General features: G+C 66.7%; 18 protein-coding genes. 15 read left to right on the top strand and 3 right to left on the bottom strand.

All coding sequences use genetic code 11. The features are described 5' to 3' along the window. Positions 1-10: 10 nt before the first annotated feature. The 4 genes from padI (at position 11) to Q0309_RS06730 (ending at position 4,431) form a co-directional block, all read left to right on the top strand. The gene (gene padI / locus Q0309_RS06745) at positions 11-1,339 is read left to right on the top strand and encodes an NADH-dependent phenylglyoxylate dehydrogenase subunit beta (RefSeq protein WP_299438805.1); all 1,329 of its coding nucleotides are present in this window, start codon (positions 11-13) and stop codon (positions 1,337-1,339) included. Between the two features lie 77 nt (positions 1,340-1,416). Beyond that, the gene (locus Q0309_RS06740; protein ID WP_299438803.1) at positions 1,417-2,781 is read left to right on the top strand and encodes a phenylacetate--CoA ligase family protein; all 1,365 of its coding nucleotides are present in this window, start codon (positions 1,417-1,419) and stop codon (positions 2,779-2,781) included. A 172-nt stretch (positions 2,782-2,953) separates the two neighbouring features. Then, positions 2,954-3,712, top strand: a complete 759-nt coding sequence (locus Q0309_RS06735; protein ID WP_299438801.1) for an ABC transporter ATP-binding protein — start codon at positions 2,954-2,956, stop codon at positions 3,710-3,712. A 17-nt stretch (positions 3,713-3,729) separates the two neighbouring features. Beyond that, positions 3,730-4,431 carry an ABC transporter ATP-binding protein gene (locus Q0309_RS06730; RefSeq protein ID WP_299438799.1) on the top strand — a complete coding sequence of 234 codons (702 nt, stop codon included), beginning with the start codon at positions 3,730-3,732 and terminating at the stop codon, positions 4,429-4,431. Between the two features lie 27 nt (positions 4,432-4,458). Here Q0309_RS06730 and Q0309_RS06725 read toward each other — a convergent pair whose 3' ends face one another. Further along, on the bottom strand, positions 4,459-4,974 hold the full coding sequence (locus Q0309_RS06725; protein ID WP_299438797.1) for a DUF4863 family protein: 516 nt from the start codon (positions 4,972-4,974) through the stop codon (positions 4,459-4,461). Between the two features lie 562 nt (positions 4,975-5,536). Here Q0309_RS06725 and Q0309_RS06720 point away from each other — a divergent pair. The 7 genes from Q0309_RS06720 (at position 5,537) to Q0309_RS06690 (ending at position 11,727) form a co-directional block, all read left to right on the top strand. Further along, entirely contained in the window at positions 5,537-6,415 is an 879-nt protein-coding gene (locus Q0309_RS06720; RefSeq protein WP_299438795.1) for a hypothetical protein, read from the top strand. Continuing rightward, positions 6,412-6,789 (top strand): hypothetical protein, encoded by a 378-nt coding sequence (locus Q0309_RS06715; protein WP_299438793.1) that lies wholly within the window; start codon positions 6,412-6,414, stop codon positions 6,787-6,789. Before Q0309_RS06720 ends, Q0309_RS06715 begins: the two co-directional genes overlap by 4 nt. Before the next feature lie 15 nt (positions 6,790-6,804). Then, positions 6,805-8,118: a hypothetical protein gene (locus Q0309_RS06710; RefSeq protein ID WP_299438791.1), complete on the top strand. Its 1,314-nt coding sequence runs from the start codon at positions 6,805-6,807 to the stop codon at positions 8,116-8,118. 210 nt (positions 8,119-8,328) lie between these two features. Then, positions 8,329-9,603 (top strand): MBL fold metallo-hydrolase, encoded by a 1,275-nt coding sequence (locus Q0309_RS06705; protein WP_299438789.1) that lies wholly within the window; start codon positions 8,329-8,331, stop codon positions 9,601-9,603. A gap of 2 nt (positions 9,604-9,605) precedes the next feature. Then, positions 9,606-10,223 carry a hypothetical protein gene (locus Q0309_RS06700; RefSeq protein ID WP_299438787.1) on the top strand — a complete coding sequence of 206 codons (618 nt, stop codon included), beginning with the start codon at positions 9,606-9,608 and terminating at the stop codon, positions 10,221-10,223. Between the two features lie 406 nt (positions 10,224-10,629). Next, positions 10,630-10,866 carry a type II toxin-antitoxin system ParD family antitoxin gene (locus tag Q0309_RS06695; RefSeq protein ID WP_299438785.1) on the top strand — a complete coding sequence of 79 codons (237 nt, stop codon included), beginning with the start codon at positions 10,630-10,632 and terminating at the stop codon, positions 10,864-10,866. A gap of 51 nt (positions 10,867-10,917) precedes the next feature. After that, positions 10,918-11,727: a GIY-YIG nuclease family protein gene (locus Q0309_RS06690; RefSeq protein WP_299438782.1), complete on the top strand. Its 810-nt coding sequence runs from the start codon at positions 10,918-10,920 to the stop codon at positions 11,725-11,727. Positions 11,728-11,992: 265 nt separating this feature from the next. Here the strand turns inward: Q0309_RS06690 and Q0309_RS06685 are convergent, their stop codons facing one another. Together Q0309_RS06685 and chrA are read right to left on the bottom strand one after the other, a co-directional pair. Next, positions 11,993-12,751 carry a VPLPA-CTERM sorting domain-containing protein gene (locus Q0309_RS06685; protein WP_299438780.1) on the bottom strand — a complete coding sequence of 253 codons (759 nt, stop codon included), beginning with the start codon at positions 12,749-12,751 and terminating at the stop codon, positions 11,993-11,995. Positions 12,752-12,994: 243 nt separating this feature from the next. Beyond that, on the bottom strand, positions 12,995-14,212 hold the full coding sequence (gene chrA, locus Q0309_RS06680; protein ID WP_299438778.1) for a chromate efflux transporter: 1,218 nt from the start codon (positions 14,210-14,212) through the stop codon (positions 12,995-12,997). 301 nt (positions 14,213-14,513) lie between these two features. Between chrA and mdh the strand changes: the two genes are divergently transcribed. The 4 genes from mdh to Q0309_RS06660 form a co-directional block, all read left to right on the top strand. Next, complete coding sequence (mdh, locus tag Q0309_RS06675) at positions 14,514-15,470, top strand: malate dehydrogenase (RefSeq protein ID WP_299438776.1); 957 nt, start codon at positions 14,514-14,516, stop codon at positions 15,468-15,470. A gap of 57 nt (positions 15,471-15,527) precedes the next feature. After that, positions 15,528-16,727, top strand: coding sequence for an ADP-forming succinate--CoA ligase subunit beta (sucC, locus tag Q0309_RS06670; RefSeq protein WP_299438774.1), 1,200 nt, complete (start codon positions 15,528-15,530; stop codon positions 16,725-16,727). Continuing rightward, positions 16,727-17,602 (top strand): succinate--CoA ligase subunit alpha, encoded by an 876-nt coding sequence (sucD, locus tag Q0309_RS06665; protein ID WP_299438772.1) that lies wholly within the window; start codon positions 16,727-16,729, stop codon positions 17,600-17,602. The genes sucC and sucD overlap by 1 nt, the downstream gene beginning before the upstream one ends. A 305-nt stretch (positions 17,603-17,907) precedes the next feature. Then, the coding region (locus Q0309_RS06660) for a 2-oxoglutarate dehydrogenase E1 component (RefSeq protein ID WP_299438770.1) at positions 17,908-20,111 on the top strand (2,204 nt) is incomplete at its 3' end.

Here is a 20,111-nt window from a genome sequence, read left to right as displayed (position 1 = left end):
GACACAGTTCATGGGCCGAAGCTTCGACACCATCCGCTTCCGCGCCGAGGCCTGCGACGCCTGCGGCCAGTGCGTGATCGCCTGCGCCCGCGCCAAGACGGGAACCGACGACACCAGCCGGGCGCGCCTTCAGATCCTGGGCGGCGGCACGGAAGGGGCCGAGCTTGCCCTGTGCCGGCAGTGCACCGATCCGCAGTGCGCCGCCGTCTGCCCGTCGGCCAGCCTGGCCAAGGACCCGGACAGCGGCGTCGTCACCTGGGAGGCCGAAACCTGCGTCGACTGCCTGCTCTGCACCGTCGGCTGCGCCTATGGCGGCATCGCCTCCGACCCTGTCGCTGGTCATGTCGCCAAGTGCGACCTGTGCGACGGCGCCCCCGAGTGCGTGGCCGCGTGCGACCGGGGGGCGCTGGAGCATGTCACCGCTTCGCGCCTGTACAACACACAGCACGAGCGCGAGGACCTGTTCGCGCCGGGCCTGTCGGCCTGCCACGGCTGCAATTCCGAACTGCTGATCCGTCACACCATGCGCCACATCGGCCGCGAGACCGTGGTGGCCGCGCCCCCGGGGTGCATCCCCGGCATGGGCGTGGTGGGCTACAACGGCCAGACGGGCTGCAAGGTGCCGGTGTTCCATCCCCTGTTGACCAACACGGCGGCCATGCTGGCCGGCCTGAAGACGCAGTACGCCCGCGCCGGCCGCGATGTCACCATGGTCGCCCTGGCCGGCGACGGCGGCACCGTCGACGTGGGGTTCCAATCGCTGTCCGGCGCGGCGGCGCGCAACGACCCGATGCTGTTCATCTGCGTGGACAACGAAGGCTACATGAACACCGGAATGCAGGCCTCGGGCTCGACGTCGTACGGCTCGTGGACCTCGACCACACCGGTCGGCGAGCACATGCAGGGCAAGTCCGGCGACGCCAAGAGCCTGCCGATGCTGATGATGATGCACAACGGCGCCTATGTCGCCACCGCCTCCACCGCGTTCCTGGAGGACTACCACGAAAAGCTGGAGAAGGCTTACGCGACCGCACAGCACGGCTTCGCCTACCTGCACGTCTATGCACCGTGCCCCACGGGGTGGCGTTTCCCGGCGGCCCTGACGACCGAGGTCTGTCGCCGTCAGGTGGAGACCAACTTCGTCACGCTATGGGAGTACACCCGCGACGGCGGGCTCCGTTTCACGCGCCCGGTCGAGGGGCGCCGGCCCATCGGCGATTACGTCGAGATGATCGGCAAGTACCGGCATCTCGACCAAACTCATCTTGATGTCATCCAGCACCAGGTCGACGAGAGGGTCGCGTTCCTCCGGCGATTCGCCGCACCCGCCGGCGGATGACATCACAGTCACGCTCAATCGCCGCCCGGACCAAATGATGGCGGCGGATGCGACAAAAAAACGGGAGGGGAAACACCATGAACGTCATCTCGCCGCAGCCCTGGATGCTGCACCCTGACGACGAGACCATGAGCCGCGACGCCCTGGCCGCGCTGCAACTCAACCGCCTGCGTGGCACGCTGACGCGGGCCTATGAGAACGTGCCACATTACCGGCGGGCCTTCGATGCGCGAGGCGTCACGCCGGCGGACCTGACGGATCTGAGCGACCTGCGGCACTTTCCGTTCACCGGTAAAAGCGACCTGCGCGACAACTACCCCTACGGCCTGTTCGCCGTTCCGCGCCGCGAGGTGGTGCGCGTGCACGCCTCCTCCGGCACCACCGGAAAGCCGACCGTGGTCGGTTACACCGCCGGAGACCTCGACTGCTGGGCCGACCTGATGGCCCGGTCGATGGCCACCGCCGGGGTCCGTCCGGACGATGTCGTGCACAATTCCTACGGATACGGCCTGTTCACCGGCGGCCTGGGCGCCCACGCCGGCGCCGAGCGCCTGGGCTGCGCGGTCGTGCCCATGTCGGGCGGCAACACCGAACGCCAGATCAGCCTGATCATGGACCTGGAGGCCACCGCCCTGTGCGCCACGCCCTCCTATGCGCTGAACATGGCCGAGGTGGCGGACAGCATGGGGATCGACCTGCGCCGCTCGCCGCTGCGCATCGGCCTGTTCGGCGCCGAACCGTGGAGCGAGGGTATGCGCGCCCAGCTTGAGGAACGCCTGGGAGTGCGCGCCAACGATGTCTACGGCCTGTCGGAGATCATGGGACCCGGGGTGGCCGTGGAATGCCCCCAGCGGTGTGGGCTGCACGGCTGGGAGGACCACTTCCTGTTCGAGGTGGTCGATCCGGAAACCCTGGAACCGCTGCCGATGGGATCGGCGGGCGAACTGGTCATCACCACGTTGACCAAGGAGGCGCTGCCGATGATCCGCTACCGCACGCGCGACATCACGCGGCTGTCGGATGAGCCCTGCGCCTGTGGCCGGACGCACGTGCGCATCATGCGGGTGACGGGCCGCAACGACGACATGCTGATCATTCGCGGGGTCAACGTCTATCCGTCGCAGATCGAGGCCGTCATGGTCGGCTTCCCCGGCACGACCCCGCACTATCAGTTGATCGTCGACCGTGAAGGCGTGCTCGACACCCTTTCCGTGCAGGTGGAAGCGGCGCCCGACCTAGCCGCGGAGGGTTATTCAAAGGTCGCCGCCGATGTGCGCCATCACATCAAGTCGATGATCGGGGTCACCTGCGGAGTCACCGTCCTGCGGCCCGGCGACGTGCCGCGCTCGCAGGGCAAGGCGGTGCGGGTGCGGGACCTGCGGCGGGCGCCTGACAGACAGGGCCCAGGTTCTCGGGGGGCTCCCGTTTCGAACGCGCCGTGATCCTGGCGCGCCAGAGGGGCACCGCCGAGGCGGGGTCGCGTGCGCGACGGGTCCAAGCGCAAGGGGTCAATCGCATGTTCGTCCCTGTCGCTCCGGTCCAGCAACGTCCAAGTGCCGGCGTTGGCCGAGCCTGGAGAGGCCGGTTGCGCTTCCGGGCGCCGGAGGCGACGCCATGAGCCTGCTGCGCGTGGAGAACCTGAGCATCCAGTTCGGCGGCGTCCGGGCCATCCAGAACCTCGCCTTCACCATCCAGGCCGGCACCATCCATTCGATCATCGGCCCCAACGGCGCCGGCAAGACCACGCTGTTGAACATGATCACCGGGGTCTACCGGCCGACCACGGGCACCATCCATCTGAACGGCCGCCCGGTGACGGGACGTCGTCCGCACGAGTTGGCGCGCCTGGGCCTGTCGCGCACCTTCCAGAACCTGCAGATCATGAAGACCATGACGGCGCTGGACAACGTCATGGTCGGCCGGCACCTGCACCTGAACCGCAATCTCGCGGCGTGCCTGCTGCGGCTGCCGACGATCACCCGGGGCGATCGGGCGGCGCGCCAGCATTGCACGGCCCTGATGGAGCGGGTGGGGCTGGGCGACTACATCCACGCCGAGGCCAATGCCATGCCCTACGGGGCGCTCAAGCGCCTGGAGATCGCCCGCGCCCTGGCGTCCGAACCCAAGCTGCTGCTGCTCGACGAACCGGCTGCCGGGCTCAACGCGACCGAAACCAGCGAAATCGACGCCGTGATCGCCGAGATCGCTCGGTCGGGCGTCACGGTGATTCTGGTCGAACACGACATGAAGCTGGTGATGGGTATTTCCGATCACATCCTGGTGCTGGACTACGGCCGCAAACTGGCCGAGGGCACGCCCGAGGAGGTGCGCGCCAACCCGGACGTGATCGCCGCCTATCTGGGCGCGGCGTGAGACGGAGAGCGGGACCGATGCTCGACATCCACGGACTGAGCACGCACTACGGCCGCATCCAGGCGCTGCACGGCATCGACCTGACCATCGGCGAGGGCGAACTGGTGGCCCTGGTGGGCGCCAACGGCGCCGGAAAAACCACCCTGCTGCGCTGCCTGTCGGGCGTCCAGCCGGCGACGGCCGGGCGGATCGTGCTCGACGGCGAGGATATCACCCGCCTGCCGCCGCACGCGCGCGTGGAACGCGGGCTTTGTCAGGTGCCGGAGGGACGGCAGGTCTTCGGGCCGATGTCGGTGGAGGACAACCTGCGCCTGGGCGCCTATCGCCGTCGCGGCCGCTCGGTGACCGAGGACCTGGAGCGCATGTACACCCGCTTTCCGGTCCTCAAGGAGCGACGGCGGCAGCCCGCCGGGACGTTGTCGGGCGGTCAGCAGCAGATGCTGGCCCTGTCCCGGGCGCTGATGGCGCGCCCGCGCCTGCTGTTGCTGGACGAGCCGTCCATGGGGCTGGCGCCCCTGTTGGTGGCCGAGATCATCGACAGCATCGCCGCGCTGAAGGACCGGGGGACGACGGTGTTCCTGGTGGAACAGAACGCCCACGCCGCGCTGCGCATCGCCGACCGGGGCTATGTGCTGGAGACCGGCGCCGTGGTGCTGTCGGACACCGGCGCCGCCCTGCTGGACAACGCGCGGGTCAAGTCCGCCTATCTGGGGGGATAGGCGAAACGGTTTCATGGCCGGCCGGAATCACGCCTCCGCCCCACCCGTCGCGCCCGAGCGCAGGGATGCGTCCTGGTCCGTATACTCGATGGCCCCGTCCGGCAGCAGGAACAGGATACGGACACGCCCGCCGGTGACCGCCGGCCAGTGGTCGCTGCCCGGCGGATAGACGGCCCAGCCGCGCGGATTGCCGTCAAACTGCCCGGCCGCGTCGGCCGGCATCACCGCGCAGACCTCGCCGTTCGGGTGGCGATGATGGGGCCCGCAAAAGTCGATGAGTTGAACCACGTCGACGCTCAGGCCGCCCGTGGCGGCGCCGGGTTCGATGACACGCGCCCCCTTGCGGACCTCGTCGCCCTGAAGCCCCATCCAGCCGGTTGTGATCCCGTCGTCGCAGCGAGCCTCCAGGGCCGAAAACAACGGGCCGTCCGGCGGAAACATCGCGTTGAGTCGTTCCGCCAGGGCGGCATTCCACGGCACCGCCGCGATCTCACCGATCACGGGGGCGAGCAGGTCGGTCAACGCGCGCCGATCCTCGTCCATCCCCGGTCCTCCCCTCTCCACAAACAGCGGTTCCACGTATGCCACCCCATGAATGACCCCGAACGGTACCACAGGTTCGTTCCATGAAAACAATGTCTTTGGGCCACGCCTCCGCGCGGGGTCGCGTCACGCGCTGGCCGTCGCGCTCTCGCCTGGAGCCGTCTTCTAGGGCGGCAGTAGCACCATTTAACTGTCGAAAAGAGCGACCGACACTCAAAACAATATTTCACGATTTTTGTAGGGTTCCGGGTCCCGCCCGCTGCATGGCTGATGAGGCGCCAATCTCGGCTCGGTGCACACGAAATATGACACAAGACGACGGGCGATTGACAATTGTCATGTCGCTGGAAACGACAGGGGCATAATTTCGAACGGTCCTGGCGATCAACCCGGCTTGCTTGTGCGTCGCAAACTATTTTGCTGCACCGCACATCAACCGTGGCGCGACCGCCATCGCACCCCGCATCCAGGATCGGTGCCGCGGGGCGTAACCAGGAGGGTGCCCGCCCGCGGGCACTGGCCGTCGATGAATGCAGACCGCAGGCCGGCAGCCGTAGCCGCCATGGTCCGCCGCCCAGACCCGGCGACCGTCGCCGTGTCGATTGTCGACCACGGACTGCGCCTGTTGAAGATGGACGCCACGGCGTCCGCGCGGATCGGTCTGACCGGCCTCCACATCTGTCCGAACCACGCCTTCGCGGCGCAGATCTGGCTGGCCGAGAGCGCCGGCGTTTATGCCATCGAAACGCTGCCAACACTGGCGCCGGATCCGTTGACCCCGGACGACGCCGGCCGCGCCACGATGCTGGTGCGTTACTTTCCCCATCCGGATGAGCCGTCATTCGCGGCCCTCTCCGCCGACGAGCGGGTGGTTCGCCTCGACCCGGGGTTCACGACGACGGGCGCCCCCGACGGCGCGCTGACCCGCGACCTGTTCGACACGCCGCTGTTCGGTGTCGGCCTTCTGCGGCTGGCGCGGGCGACCGACGGCACGGCCCAGAGCGTGGCGGCCGTCTCCGGCACGCCGGAGGGCTGGCACACGGTGCGCCCCCTGCTGGATGCGCTGATTACCATGCTGGCCTTCACGCACCGCGTCCAACCGGCGGCGGTCACGACGATCGGTCGGCCGGGCGAAATCGGCCTGCATGTCGTGCTGCCGGCAGCGCCGACCCCAACGGACCCGGTCCCGACGCGTCCGGGCGCCGCTTTGGCCGCGTTCGTGGCAGCCGCCGGCGCCACGGAAACGCGCCCCGACGGCGCCCCGGCCCGCTGGTGGGAGGCCGCCGCCTGGGAGGCTCACCCCGACTCCAAGCCGTGCGCCTGCTGCTCTGGCGACCACGACGTGACGGCGCCCCACGGGCACCATGGTCACCATCACCACCATGGGCACCATTCCCACACCGGCACACGGGCGGCCGAGTCCGCCGGGAGTCCGCCGTGACCGCTGATCCCATCGGCCGCCGCGCCCTGTGCCGGGGGTTGGTCTCGAAAGCCGCGCGCGCCGTGACGCGCACCCCCGCCGAGACCGTCTTGAATGCCGTCGAGGACGACAGCGAAGCCGACGACCGCGCCGCCGAGACGACGGCGGTGCCGGACTACTTCGCCTCCTTCGACCAGTGTCACACCCTGATCGCGGAAATGCGGCCGTTCCTGGCCGACGCCATCCGCGACCTGGGGATCGATCCGCGCGGCAAGTCGGATGTCGAGCTTGCGCGCGAGATCATGGCGCATCAGTGCGCCACACCCGCGCGACAGCGGACCGATGCCGACGACGAGGCTCCGGCGGATGCGCCGGGGCCGGCCGGCGATCCCTAACAAAGGTCAAGCGCCATGCCATCATCCGAGACCATGGAGCGCTATGGGGACGGCTACCTGGAGGAACGCAACCTCGTCCAGCGTTGGCCCACCCCCATCCCGCAGATTCTGAACCTGGTCCTGCTCGGGGCCCTGTTCTATGCTACCTGGTGGATCTTCCAGGATCCGCGAGGCTGGCTCCGGCTTTATACGCCCTTCGTCGGCTACAATTACTGCCGCTGGCTGCTGATCATCTTCATCTGGATGGTCTATATCTTCAACTTCTGGCCATTCCGCCGCGTCTGGCTGGAACGCACCCATCCGGTGGTGAAAGCCGTGGTGCTGACCAGTATCGCCTTCGTCATCATGATGATCGTCATCAAGGGTTTCTTCGAAGGCCTGCTGGGCAGCTACGGTCTGGCCTACTTCAGCCCCGACCAGATGCAGAAGATCGGCATCACCGAGTTCTTCGCCGAGGAATACGCCGCCCTGGCCATCCTGATGTTCGCCGCCCTGGCCTCGTGGCTGTCGCCGGCCTGGATCGTCGGCATGGAAGGCGCCCCCTGGCACAAGGAACGCCAGCCGGTCCGCGGTATCACCATTCTATTGGTGACGTTCTTCCTGGCCACCATCATCTTCTTCATGACCATGCATCCGCACATGGGCATCCTGTATAAGGAATGGCAGTCCTTCGCCGCCATCGCGCCGCCCTGGTGGCACGACTTCGCGGACACGGTCAGCGGCAACTTCCATGTTTCCTGGATCATGTGCTGCACGGTCGTGGTCTGGTTGGTCGAGACGATCTGGGAACGCTATCCGTTCCGCGTCATCCGCCATGACTGGGCACGCCGCTTCGCCACCTTCTTCGGCATCATCGCCATTGCGTTCGCGTGCCACTTCTTCCTGTACTTCGCGCAGGAACTGTGGTGGGGCGAGGCCGTGCGCGGCACCCGCCGCCTGATGGCGCCGGACTGGCGTTGGCTGCATGTCGGCGAGATGATGATCTTCTTCCTGCTGCCGGCCCTGTTCATCACCTTCTACTTCGGCAACTGGCCGCGCAAGGGCAGCCCGACCTATCGGGTCGCCGTGCGCACCCTGGTCACGCTGGTGGCCGCCATCGTCATCTACTGGCTGTACTACAACACCAGCCACCTGTTCCTGGGCACCCAGAAGGGCTTCAGCCACCCGCAGCAGTTCCCCATGATCCCCACCATCTGGCTGATCAACATCATGCTGATCAATCACTGGTTCATGGACAACTGGCCGGGCTGGAAGATCGCGCCGCAGACCAGCACCGAGTCCGCCCGGAACGAGACGGCGATGGACCCGGCCCTGAAACCGGCCGAATGACGCAAGGAGATCACCATGAGCAGCTACACAAAGGGCCTTCTGGCCGGCCTGCCGCTGGGCGTCGCGGTGTTCTTCCTCGTCGTCTACGCGCTGAAGTGGGGCGGCACGCTGCCCCTGATGATGGATTGGTAGGGTAATCCCGACCCGCCGGCCGGCGCCCGGTTCCATGCGCGCCGGCCCGCCCGGGTCGAACACGGGGAGTCATGACAGATGACTGAGTCTTCCCAAGGTCCGACCAACGACCGCCGCGCCTTCCTGCGTGGCGCCGTTGGCGGCACGGCGCTGGGCGCGCTGGGCATGATGGGGGCGTATTCGTACTCGCCCCTGCGCCGCGCGCACTTCGACACCGCCGAGGGCGCAAAGACCGACATCGGCGCCGTCAAGTCGCTGAAGGTGACCAACATCTCCGAAACGAGTTGGTTCAACAACGCCGACCTGATCGGCGACATCCGGGGCGCCGGCGGCCTGCTGGTCAACCAGTACAAGTTCAACTGGCCGCCCTTCGCCGACAAGAACGGCAAGCTGGCCGAAGGCTCCTACGCCGACGGCATCAAGCACATCAAGGCCGACCTGCCCAACAACCTGGAGCGGGCCTGGGCATTCCAGATGGAAAATGCCGTCCATCCCGAGAACGCCGGCGGCTATGCCGCGTTGCTTGAAATCGAGATGCGCGACGGCAGCACCAAGAAGATCCTGCTGGATTCCGGCTGGTCCTACGACTGGATCGACAAGGCGTTCCAGCGCGAGGGCATCGACACCATGCTGGCCAACGGCGAGATCGATGCCCTGATCATCTCGCACGAGCACTTCGATCACTTCTGGGGCTTCCCGGTGAGCATGAAATACGCCCCGGAGATCGACGTCTACGTCCCGGACGGCTTCTATGAGGAAGGCTTCCAGTACGTGAAGGACTCCGGGCACCGGGGGAAACTGCACGTCATGAAGCCGGGTTTGACGCCGCTGTTCGACGGCGTGGCGATCTACAACTTCGCCATTCCCATCATCACCCGGGTGTACGGCGAGAACTCGCTGTACGTGAATATCGAGGGCAAGGGCCTCGTGTCGGTGACCGGCTGCTGCCACCAGGGCATCATCCGCTTCGCCGAAACGGCGCTGAAGGAAATCAAGATGGACAAGCTGTACGGTATCTACGGCGGCTTGCACATCAGCCCGTTCGACGACTGGGACCCGAAGTACGACGACCTGGTGTTCACGCTGGGCGATTACGGGTTCGAGAAAATCGGCGCCAACCACTGCACCGGCCTGCTGACGGTGAAGAAGTTCATCGCCCGGGGCCTGCCGGTGGTCCAGGGCACCGCGCGCTTCGGCAGCAAGGACCCGGTCTACCTCGGCAACGGCGACCAGATCGGCTTCGGCCGCGAGGTGCCGCTGATGAGCCCGGTCAGCGCCGAGGTCGCGCCGGCCGCCTACAGCCCGCCAGCCAGCGGCGCAGGCGACGACGCCGTCAAGGGAGCCACGTACTAGCCATGAAACACACCCTCGCGGGGGCCGCGTTCGCGGCCCTCGGCCTGCTGGCGGCGCCCTGCGGCGCGCTGGCGGCCGACATCACCTTCGCCTCGGTCGGCGGCCCGCCGTCCGTCGCCAAGGCCCACACCTTCGTCGGCATCCTGGAAAGCCTGACCGACGCCCACACCGGCTCCGTTCAGGCCGTGCCGCCGGATGGCCTGCTGGACGCCCTGACCAGCGGGGCTGCCCAGGTCAGCTTTGACGTTGATCCGGCGGCGGAGAACTTCGGCGCCTTCGAGGCCGCCGGCCTGGTCGACCTGGGTCCGAACCAGATGGGCGCCCTGCCCGAACGGCACACCATGGTCACGCCTGACCTGGTCGAAACGGCACCGGAGGTGGTGGAGTTCCTGAACCTGTTCTTCGTCTCCGGCGCGCGGCTGGACGAGATGGCCTCGCTGGTCGAGGGCGACACCATCCCCGACGCCGCCCTGTCGTCCTGGCTGGCCGACAACGAGCCGTGGATCCGCAACATGCTGGCCCTGTGCCCGGAGTTCAGTTCAGGCGCGTGCGAGACCGACGGCGGACCGCGCCCGTTCAAGGCGCAAGACTGGTACGGCACGCCCGCGGCCGACCGCTGACCGCCGCGCATGGACCAAATCGGGTAGGAGGGGCACTCGCGGCACCCCTCCTCCCACACCACCGGGCATACTTTGTACGGACCACTGAACGACCTCGGGTTCGCCGCAGGCTGGTTGGTGAGAGTCCTACGCCGCCATCGTGGTGTCCCGACAGGTCTCATGATAACGGGCTTGGGCCTCGGCGGGGGATATGTTTCCAATCGACCCCAGCAGGCGGCGGTGGTTGAACCAAGAGGCGGCCGCCGGCCCATGATCCTCCAGCGCGTGGAGTATTTCGACGACCAAAGCCCCGTGCACCGGCATTTCGCGATGCGGGAGGTGCTTTATCCCTGAGTGGCGGGCGGCTTCCGAGCGATTACCTTTGTGCCGAATTTCAGTATATAGTGGTAACAAAGGGAGGCCACCCATGCCGAAGAACATATCCATCTCGCTGGGGTCGCACGACACGGATTTCGTGGACCGGCAGGTTTCCGAGGGCCGCTATGGGTCCGCGAGCGAGGTCGTGCACGCGGGCCTGCGTCTGCTTGAGGAACATGAGACCCGGCTGGCGGCGCTGCGCGCCGCGCTGGTCGCGGGTGAAACAAGCGGTCTCTCGACCCCCTTCGATTTTGACGCTTTCCTCGAAGGGAAGAAAGCGGGCTGAGTGATTGGTAGGAGTTTAGGAAATATACAATCTTGAGAGATGGACGTGCAAATGACACTCCTGATGAAGGACATTTGGAGACTAGAGGCTCTTTCGGATTACAAAGTCCATTTTGCGCGATGGAACGGCGAAAACCAGCCCCTGGAAGTGTTTATGCGCAACAAGCGCGAATGGCAGGAATGGCAGGAATACAGGCCGACCCGCAATGAGTTTAACCGGCCCTCTATATTCGCTCTTGCGCAGTTTTACCACGAACCGGACGCGTGGCTCTTCGCTGGAATCTTTCACGTCCTGACGCGCCGCGACGACCGATATGAGGTCGCTCTATCGGATGAGGGACGGGCCTTCATCGGCCGGCTGAAGCTTTTCTCGCGGTATCGCGGTCGCACAACGCGGGTCAATCTGGAAAACTTTTACGACAGCTTTGAAGTGCTCGAGATCCTGCGGGAACCCTACACTGGCCGAGGTTTCCCTGGATACGAGGACATCAACGTGTCCTTTGAAGAATTGGAAACGCTGGTGACGCAGGAACGTCCCGACTGGAAAGCCGCCCTTGAAAGCGTCAAGGGAATATACCTGATCAGCGATACAAGAACGGGCAAACGTTACATTGGTTCAGCTTACGGAGAAGACGGGATCTGGTCCCGCTGGTGCGCCTACGTTGCAAACGGACATGGCGGCAATATCGGATTGCGCCAACTCGTGACCGATCCGAATCTGGAGTATTGCAGGGCGAACTTTCGCTTCGCGCTTCTGGAGCATCGTCCCACCCGAACGCCCGACGAGACCATCTTGATGCGAGAAACATTCTGGAAGGAAATATTGCTGACACGGGGCGACTACGGCCTCAACCGGAACTAAGTGTCTGTCCGGGAGGTTCATGAGTCAAAACAACCAGTTGCAGAAATTAGTTGATCCCGCCTCCGTAGCCCGATTCCCTGTCAAGAGGACCTGCTGTCAGAGAGTAGGGTCATGTGGACGGACGAGAACCGGGCGCTGTTCTTCCAGCCACCTGCGGGCCTGCGGTTATCCGGCGTTGGTCACGGATGGCCAGCGCGCCTATCACGCCGCGACGGTCGCGCTGGCCTGCGATCCGGCCGTTCGTGCATGAGTTCGGAGCGTGGCATCAGGAGCCAGTGCGGACCCGCTTGACCCAGCGGGTCCCCGCCAGGCCGCCCAGGGCGGTCAGCATGAACCAGGCGGCGGCGGGCAAAGGCACCACCGAGTACTCCAACTCCGCAAAGGCGATGTTCGGGTCAGACGGACTACCCGATATGCCGTCAGTCTCGAAGATGAACGCGAACTTGGTGTAGCGGGTCGAGTCGAATGTGAACTGGACGTCGCCAGGATCGCCCATGGCCGCGGTGACCGCGTCGCCGGTAATGTACAGGCCGGCGGGGTCGCCTCTGCCCGGGTTGATCTCGGCCGTGCTGTTGTAAGTGACGGTCGCCTCCGTGGTACTGCCGACGGTATCCCAGGCACGCACCCCGAACAGGTGCTGCGTCGCCTTTGTCGGGTTGTAGTCGCCGAAGTCCAGGAAGCGCACCTGGAAGAAGTCGACGGCGGTGTCAAACTCAAACACGAAGTCGTGCAGACGACCGTCAGAAATGTCCCCGAACCCCCCGGTGGCCGGCAGGCCACCGTTGAGGACAGAGCTGCCACCGTTGGGCGCCCCGTAAGTCGCGGGCACCTTGCCCGCCTCCAGGACAACACCGGCGGCATCGCCCGAGGCGGAGGAGATGGTCAGCCCGGGCGCCACGGCGTCCTGACCGAATACGGACGTCCCGCTGCCCAGGCTGGCGAAATCGATCACGGCGGCCTGGGCCGATGCAGTGGCCAGCATCAAGCCGGCGGCCGTGAGGGCAGTGGTGGCGAGCGTCTTCATGGCATTCTCCCATACATCGTGCATTCTGCGGTCGAGTAATCTGCGCTGAACGATCCCCGTGACGGCACTATTCGTCAACCCTGCGCCTGCCGTGGCATCGGGGTCAATCCGTCGGATGGTTGACCCGGACGGGCTCCATCGTTTGGGGGGCCAGGGCCACCACAGCCCACGGAACACCCCCCAAAGGGTGGAGGCTGTCTGGGCAGGGTAGTGCACCGAGCCTGAAGACCCGAGTTCGTCGAGCTACAGGACCACCCCCGCCACGACCGCGCCGACAAGCACCACGGCCCAGGGTGGCGCCTTCCAGATGTGCAAGGCCAGAAAGGCGGCCAGCCCAAGGGCCACGTGCTCGGGCGCGGCGACGGCACTGGTCAGGACGGGGTCATAGAACGCCGCCAGCAGCAGCCCGACCACCGCCGCGTTGATGCCGGTCAGGGCGGCCCGCGCGGCCGGGGATTGCCGCAGGGCGCTCCAGAACGGCAGCGCGCCGAACAGCAACAGCGCCGCCGGCACGAAGATGGCCACCGTCGCCAGCAGGGCCAGCCCCAGGCTCGCCAGCACCGTGGTACCGGCGGCCGATCCCAGGAACGCCGACAGGGTGAACAACGGCCCCGGCACCGCCTGCGCCAGGCCGTAGCCGGCCAGGAAGCTCTCGCGGTCCACGAGGCCCGTCGGCACCACTTCCGCCTGCAACAGCGGCAGAACCACGTGCCCGCCACCGAACACCAGCGCGCCGGCGCGGACCATGCCGTCCGCCAGCCGCGCCCCGTCGGCGTGTGTCAGTTGCGCCAGCACCGGCAGCAGCACCAATAGGCCGACCAGCAGCCCCAGACAGGCCACACCCACCCGCCGGCTGAACCCGACGTGCAGGTGCTCGGCGGCCTCGGCGACTTCGCCCTTGAACAGCCACCATCCCACCAGCGCACCAATGGCAATCGGCGCCAGTTGCCCGACCACCAGCGGCAGGCCGGTCAGCGGCCACACCAGCACCAGCGCCGCCGCCGCCAGCGCCAGGGTGGCGCGCGGGCGGTCCGGCGCCAGCGTCTTTGCCATGCCCCACACGGCCTGAGCGACCACGGCGGCGGCCACGATCTTCAGTCCGCGCAACCAGCCGCTGTCCCCGCCCGGGTCCAGCGCCGCCACGCCCAGCGCCGCCAGCACCAACGCCAGCGCCGACGGCAGCGTGAACCCGGTCCAGGCGGCCAGCGCGCCCAACGGCCCGGCGCGATGCAGCCCCAGGCCCATCCCCACCTGACTGCTCGCCGGGCCGGGCAGGAACTGGCACAGCGCCACCAGATCGGCATAGGCGGCGTCCGACAGCCACTTGCGGCGTTCAACGAGTTCGGCGCGGAAGTACCCCAGATGCGCCACCGGCCCGCCGAAACTGGTTAGGCCCAGGCGCAGGAACACCAGGAACACGGTCCAGGCGGAGGCTGGTGGGGCGGCGTTGGTCGCGGTCATCTGGTCCCTCGTCTCGGTGCCGCTTGGGCGGTGTGGCGCCGCACTCTTCCGCACCCGCCGCGTTTGCCGCAAGAGCCCGAGTCGGCCGGTTTGACAATTGTCATGGACGTGTCACGCGGAAACCGGCCGGCCGGGCGACGACTCGTTGTCGTACGCGGGGGTCGGCCCTTGCTCCCGCGTCGGAATCGCGTTACCTAAAAAACCACCTGCCGCGCCGCACACAAGGCGCGCCCCCCGTTTCCCCATCCACCGGACACCGGTATTCGGGGCTTTCCCACACATTTCGGACGAAAGGACGGTCATGGCACGCAAGAAGATCGCTCTTGTCGGCGCCGGCAATATCGGCGGCACGCTGGCGCATCTCATCGGCCTGAAGGAACTGGGTGATGTGGTGCTGTTCGACATCGCCGAGGGCGTGCCGCAGGGCAAGGCCCTCGATATCGCGCAATCCACCCCGGTCGAAGGCTGCGACGGGGTCTATGGCGGCGCCAACGATTACAGCGTCATCGCCGGCGCCGACGTGGTGATCGTCACCGCCGGCGTGCCGCGCAAGCCCGGCATGTCGCGCGACGACCTGATCGGCACCAACGCCAAGGTGATGGCCGCCGTGGGCGAGGGCATCAAGGCGAACTGCCCCGACGCCTTCGTCATCTGTATCACCAACCCGCTGGACGCCATGGTGTGGGTGCTGCGGGAGCTGTCGGGCCTGCCGCACAACAAGGTCGTGGGCATGGCCGGCGTGCTGGACAGCGCGCGCTTCCGCTACTTCCTGGCCGAGGAGTTCAAGGTCTCGGTCGAGGATGTCACCGCCTTCGTGCTGGGCGGCCATGGCGACACCATGGTGCCGCTGGTGCGTTACTCCACGGTGGCCGGCATCCCGCTGCCGGATCTGGTCAAGATGGGCTGGACCACGCAGGAGCGCCTGGACCAGATCGTCACCCGCACCCGCAACGGCGGCGCCGAGATCGTCGGCCTGCTGAAGACCGGCTCGGCGTTCTATGCGCCGGCGGCGGCGGCCGTGCAGATGGCCGAGGCCTACCTGAAGGACAAGAAGCGCGTGCTGCCCTGCGCCGCCTGGTGCGACGGCGTGTTCGGGCTCGACGGCCTTTACGTGGGTGTGCCGGTGGTGCTGGGCGCCGACGGCGTCGAGAAGATCGTCGAGATCGAGATGAACGCCGACGAAAAGGCGATGTTCGACCACTCGGTGGAGGCCGTGCGCGGTCTCGTCGCCGCCTCAAAGGAACTGATGCCGAAATAAGGATTGGGAGCCGCGCCGGGTCGGCGCGCGGGTTCCGTCACAACGGGGTAGCCATTCATGAACATCCATGAGTATCAGGCCAAGCAGGTGCTGGCCAAATTCGGCGTGCCGGTGCTGAAGGGCGGGGTCGCCTACACGCCCGAGGAGGCCGAGCAGGTGGCGCGTGGGCTCGACGGTCCGGTTTTCGTGGTCAAGAGCCAGATTCACGCCGGCGGCCGTGGCAAGGGCCGCTTCAAGGAGTCCGAGGCCGGCGACAAGGGCGGTGTGCGGGTCGTCAAGTCGATCGACGATGTGCGCGAGAACGCCTCGCAGATGCTGGGCAACACGCTGGTCACCCACCAGTCGGGGCCCGACGGCAAGCAGGTCAAGCGCGTCTACATCGAAGCCGGCTGCGACATCAAACGCGAGCTGTACCTGTCCATGCTGGTCGACCGCGCCACCAGCCGGGTGACCATCATGGCCTCGACCGAGGGCGGCGTCGAGATCGAGGAGGTCGCCGCCAAGACCCCCGAAAAGATCATCCTGCAGGACATCGACCCGGCCACCGGCATCATGCCGTTCCACTGCCGCAAGGTCGCCTTCGCCTTGGGTCTGGACGCCGGCCAGGTCAAGAGTGCCACCAAAATGCTGCTGGCGCTGTACAAGGCGTTCGTCGAGACCGACGCCTCGATGCTGGAGATCAACCCGCTCGTGGTCACCGGCACGGGCGACGTCATTCCGCTCGACTGCAAGATGAACTTCGATTCCAACGCCCTCTATCGCCACCTGGACATTTCCGAGATGCGCGACGAGGACGAGGAAGACCCGGCCGAGCTGGAGGCGCAGAAGCACGACCTCAACTACATCAAGCTCGACGGCTCCATCGGCTGCATGGTCAACGGCGCCGGCCTGGCCATGGCCACCATGGACATCATCAAGCTGTACGGGGCCGAGCCGGCCAACTTCCTGGACGTCGGCGGCGGCGCCACCAAGGAGCGCGTGACCACGGCCTTCAAGATCATCCTGTCCGACCCCAACGTCGAGGGCATCCTGATCAACATCTTCGGCGGCATCATGCGTTGCGACGTCATCGCCGAGGGCGTCATCGCCGCCGCCAAGGAGGTCAGCCTCAACGTGCCCCTGGTGGTGCGCCTGGAAGGGACCAACGTGGAGCTGGGCAAGAAGATCATGGCGGACTCGGGCCTACCCATCATTGCCGCCGACAACCTCGCAGACGCCGCCGACAAGGTGGTCAAGGCCGTGAAGGAGGCGCAATAATGGCGGTTCTCGTCAGCAAGGACACCAAGGTCATCTGCCAGGGCTTCACCGGCAGTCAGGGCACCTTCCACTCGGAACAGGCCGTGGCCTACGGCACCCAGATGGTCGGCGGCGTCACCCCGGGCAAGGGCGGCACAAAGCACCTCGACCTGCCGGTGTTCGACACCGTCGCCGATGCCAAGGACAAGACCGGCTGCAACGCCTCGGTGATCTATGTGCCGCCGCCGTTCGCCGCCGACGCCATCCTGGAGGCCGTGGACGCCGAACTCGACCTGGTGGTCTGCATCACCGAGGGCATCCCGGTGATGGACATGGTCAAGGTCAAGCGCGCCCTCATGAACTCGAACACGCGGCTGGTCGGCCCCAACTGCCCCGGCGTCATCACCCCGGACGAGTGCAAGATCGGCATCATGCCGGGCCACATCCACAAGCGCGGCAAGATCGGCGTCGTCTCCCGCTCCGGCACGCTGACCTACGAGGCGGTGGCGCAGACCACGGCCGCCGGCCTGGGCCAGACCACCTGCATCGGCATCGGCGGGGACCCGGTCAACGGCACCAACTTCATCGACTGCCTGGAGATGTTCCTGGCCGACGACGAGACCGAGGGCATGATCATGATCGGTGAGATCGGCGGCTCGGCCGAGGAAGAGGCCGCCGAGTTCATCGCCAAGTCCAAGGTCAAGAAGCCGATGGTCGGCTTCATCGCCGGGCGCACCGCGCCCCCGGGCAAGCGCATGGGCCACGCCGGCGCCATCATCAGCGGCGGCAAGGGCACGGCGGACGCCAAGATCGAGGCCATGCGCGCCGCCGGCATCCTGGTGGCCGACAGCCCGGCCGCCCTGGGCGAGACCATGCTGAAGGCGATGAAGGGCTAGCCGACGGCTCCGAAACGGTGCCCGTGCCGTTCCCCCCTATTCTTTGCGGTTCTGTTGCGAGAAGGTGGTGGATCAAGACGGTGCGGGCGCTTAGATTAAAGCGGTTGCATTGGGCGGTCCGGGTGCCACGGCGCCTGGGCCGCCGTCCAGCGGCGGTTCGGTTGCCGGGGGCTGGACCCCAGATACCGTCCCGAGTGACCGGGACCGCATGATCCGGATCGTCGCGCCGTCGCCCCACCATGATCGGGTCGGGGCCTGAATCAGGAGGAAACACGGCCCAGAAGGCCGTGTTCGACCGCGCCACGATGGATTCCGCTCTCGACCCCCGCCTCGCCGCTTCCTTCCTCTCCGGTGCCAACGCCACCTACATCGCCGAACTCTACGAACGCTACCTGGAGGCGCCGGACAGCGTCGATTCCGGCTGGCGCGGGTTCTTTGACGAGTTGCGCGACGGCCCCGACGACATCCACACCGAACTGCGCGGTCCGTCGTGGAACCGCAACGGCCGCGCCGTCATCGGGACGCCCGATCCGGACGCCCCCCCGCCGCCTGCCAAGGGTAAAGGCAAGGACGGGGACAAGGAGGCCCCCACAGCCGGCCTGACGGAGGAGCAGGCGCGCGCCCACACGCTGGATTCCATCCGCGCCCTGATGATGATCCGCGCCTACCGGGTGCGCGGCCACCTGGAAGCGAACATGGACCCGCTCGGCCTGACCGAGCCGGAACCGCACCCGGAGCTGGACTACCGCAGCTACGGCTTCACCGACGCCGATCTCGACCGGGAAATCTTCATCGACAATGTGCTGGGGCTGGAAACAGCCACGCTGCGCAAGATCATCGAGGTGGTGCGCGAAACCTACTGCGGCGACATCGGCGTCGAGTTCATGCACATTCAGTACCCGGACCAGAAGGCCTGGATTCAACGCCGGGTGGAAAGCGAACTGAACCGCACCGCCTTCACCGACATCGGCCGCCGCGCCATCATGGAGCGGATCGTCGAAGCCGAAACGTTCGAGCAGTTCCTGCACCGCAAGTACGTGGGCACCAAGCGGTTCGGGCTGGAGGGCGCCGAGAGCATCGTCCCGGCGATCGAACAGATCCTGAAACGCGGCAGCCAACTCGGGCTCGAACACGTGGTCATCGGCATGGCCCACCGGGGCCGCCTGAACGTGCTGTCCAACGTCATGCACAAGCCGCTGGAGGCCATCTTCAGCGAGTTCGAAGGCAACGCCGCCAATCCGGAAAGCGTGCAGGGCTCCGGAGACGTCAAGTATCACTTGGGCACCTCGGCCGACCGCCAGTTCGACGGCCGCACCGTGCATGTCACGCTCAACGCGAATCCGTCGCATCTGGAAGCGGTCGATCCGGTCGTGCTCGGCAAGGTCAGGGCCAAGCAGACCCAGATCGGCGACACGCGCCGGGACCGGGTGCTGGGTCTATTGCTGCACGGCGACGCGGCCATGGCCGGCCAGGGCGTGGTGGGTGAATGCTTCTCGCTGGCGCACCTGATCGGCTACCGCACGGGCGGCACCATCCACTTGGTGATCAACAACCAGATCGGCTTCACGACCAGCCCGCAGTACGGCCGCTCCGGCCAGTACTGCACCGACATCGCCAAGACCATCCAGGCGCCGATCCTGCATGTGAACGGCGACAACCCCGAGGCCGTGGTGCACGCCGCCCGCGTGGCCATCGAGTTTCGCCAGCATTTCAATACCGACGTGGTGCTGGACGTGGTCTGCTACCGCCGTTTCGGCCACAACGAAAGCGACGAGCCGGCGTTCACCCAGCCGCGCATGTACAAGCGCATCGGCGAGCACCCGACCGTGCGCGCGCGGTATGCGCGACACGTGGTCGAAGCGGGGTTGTTGACCGAGGCCGATATCAAGGCCATGGACGCGGCCTATGTGGATCGGCTGGAGGCGGCCTTCAAGGCCGGCGAGTCCTACCGCCCGAACCGGGCCGACTGGCTGCACGGCATCTGGGAAGGCCTGGAAGCGGCGTTCGGCGAGGAGGAATTCCGCCAGTACAGCACGGGCGCGAAGGACAACGTGCTGCGGGAGGTCTTCAAGGCCATCTCGACCCCGCCGGACTCCTTCGATCTCAACACCAAGATCGCCCGCCAGCTCAAGGCCAAGGCGAAAATGCTGGAAACCGGCGAGGGCATCGACTGGGCCACGGCCGAGGCGCTGGCCTTCGGGACCCTGCTGCTGGAAGGCCACCGCGTGCGCCTGTCGGGTCAGGACAGCGGGCGCGGCACGTTCTCGCAGCGCCACGCGGTGCTGGTGGACCAGACCACGGAAAAGCGCTACCGGCCGCTCAACCACATCCGCGACGGCCAGGCCCTGTTCGAGGTCCTCGACAGCCCCTTGTCGGAATTCGCCGTGCTGGGGTTCGAGTACGGCTACGCCTCGCAGGATCCCATGGCCCTGGTGCTGTGGGAGGCCCAGTTCGGCGACTTCGCCAACGGCGCCCAGGTCATCATCGACCAGTTCATCTGCGCGGCCGA

The organism is uncultured Rhodospira sp. (assembly GCF_937138205.1).
Taxonomy (GTDB): domain Bacteria; phylum Pseudomonadota; class Alphaproteobacteria; order Rhodospirillales; family Rhodospirillaceae; genus Rhodospira.
The sequence above is the reverse complement of the archived record's forward strand: the minus strand, read 5'-3'. Positions and strand labels throughout refer to the sequence as shown.

What these genes read in the sequence shown, in the direction of transcription:
- Q0309_RS06730 (WP_299438799.1), top strand. Translation starts at nt 3,730, where the DNA reads ATGCTCGACATCCACGGACTGAGCACGCACTACGGCCGCATCCAGGCG.
- Q0309_RS06735 (WP_299438801.1), top strand. Translation starts at nt 2,954, where the DNA reads ATGAGCCTGCTGCGCGTGGAGAACCTGAGCATCCAGTTCGGCGGCGTC.
- padI (WP_299438805.1), top strand. Translation starts at nt 11, where the DNA reads ATGGGCCGAAGCTTCGACACCATCCGCTTCCGCGCCGAGGCCTGCGAC.
- sucD (WP_299438772.1), top strand. Translation starts at nt 16,727, where the DNA reads ATGGCGGTTCTCGTCAGCAAGGACACCAAGGTCATCTGCCAGGGCTTC.
- Q0309_RS06740 (WP_299438803.1), top strand. Translation starts at nt 1,417, where the DNA reads ATGAACGTCATCTCGCCGCAGCCCTGGATGCTGCACCCTGACGACGAG.
- Q0309_RS06695 (WP_299438785.1), top strand. Translation starts at nt 10,630, where the DNA reads ATGCCGAAGAACATATCCATCTCGCTGGGGTCGCACGACACGGATTTC.
- Q0309_RS06720 (WP_299438795.1), top strand. Translation starts at nt 5,537, where the DNA reads ATGGTCCGCCGCCCAGACCCGGCGACCGTCGCCGTGTCGATTGTCGAC.
- Q0309_RS06685 (WP_299438780.1), bottom strand. Translation starts at nt 12,751, where the DNA reads ATGAAGACGCTCGCCACCACTGCCCTCACGGCCGCCGGCTTGATGCTG.
- Q0309_RS06690 (WP_299438782.1), top strand. Translation starts at nt 10,918, where the DNA reads ATGACACTCCTGATGAAGGACATTTGGAGACTAGAGGCTCTTTCGGAT.
- Q0309_RS06700 (WP_299438787.1), top strand. Translation starts at nt 9,606, where the DNA reads ATGAAACACACCCTCGCGGGGGCCGCGTTCGCGGCCCTCGGCCTGCTG.
- Q0309_RS06705 (WP_299438789.1), top strand. Translation starts at nt 8,329, where the DNA reads ATGACTGAGTCTTCCCAAGGTCCGACCAACGACCGCCGCGCCTTCCTG.
- chrA (WP_299438778.1), bottom strand. Translation starts at nt 14,212, where the DNA reads ATGACCGCGACCAACGCCGCCCCACCAGCCTCCGCCTGGACCGTGTTC.
- sucC (WP_299438774.1), top strand. Translation starts at nt 15,528, where the DNA reads ATGAACATCCATGAGTATCAGGCCAAGCAGGTGCTGGCCAAATTCGGC.
- mdh (WP_299438776.1), top strand. Translation starts at nt 14,514, where the DNA reads ATGGCACGCAAGAAGATCGCTCTTGTCGGCGCCGGCAATATCGGCGGC.
- Q0309_RS06710 (WP_299438791.1), top strand. Translation starts at nt 6,805, where the DNA reads ATGCCATCATCCGAGACCATGGAGCGCTATGGGGACGGCTACCTGGAG.
- Q0309_RS06725 (WP_299438797.1), bottom strand. Translation starts at nt 4,974, where the DNA reads ATGGACGAGGATCGGCGCGCGTTGACCGACCTGCTCGCCCCCGTGATC.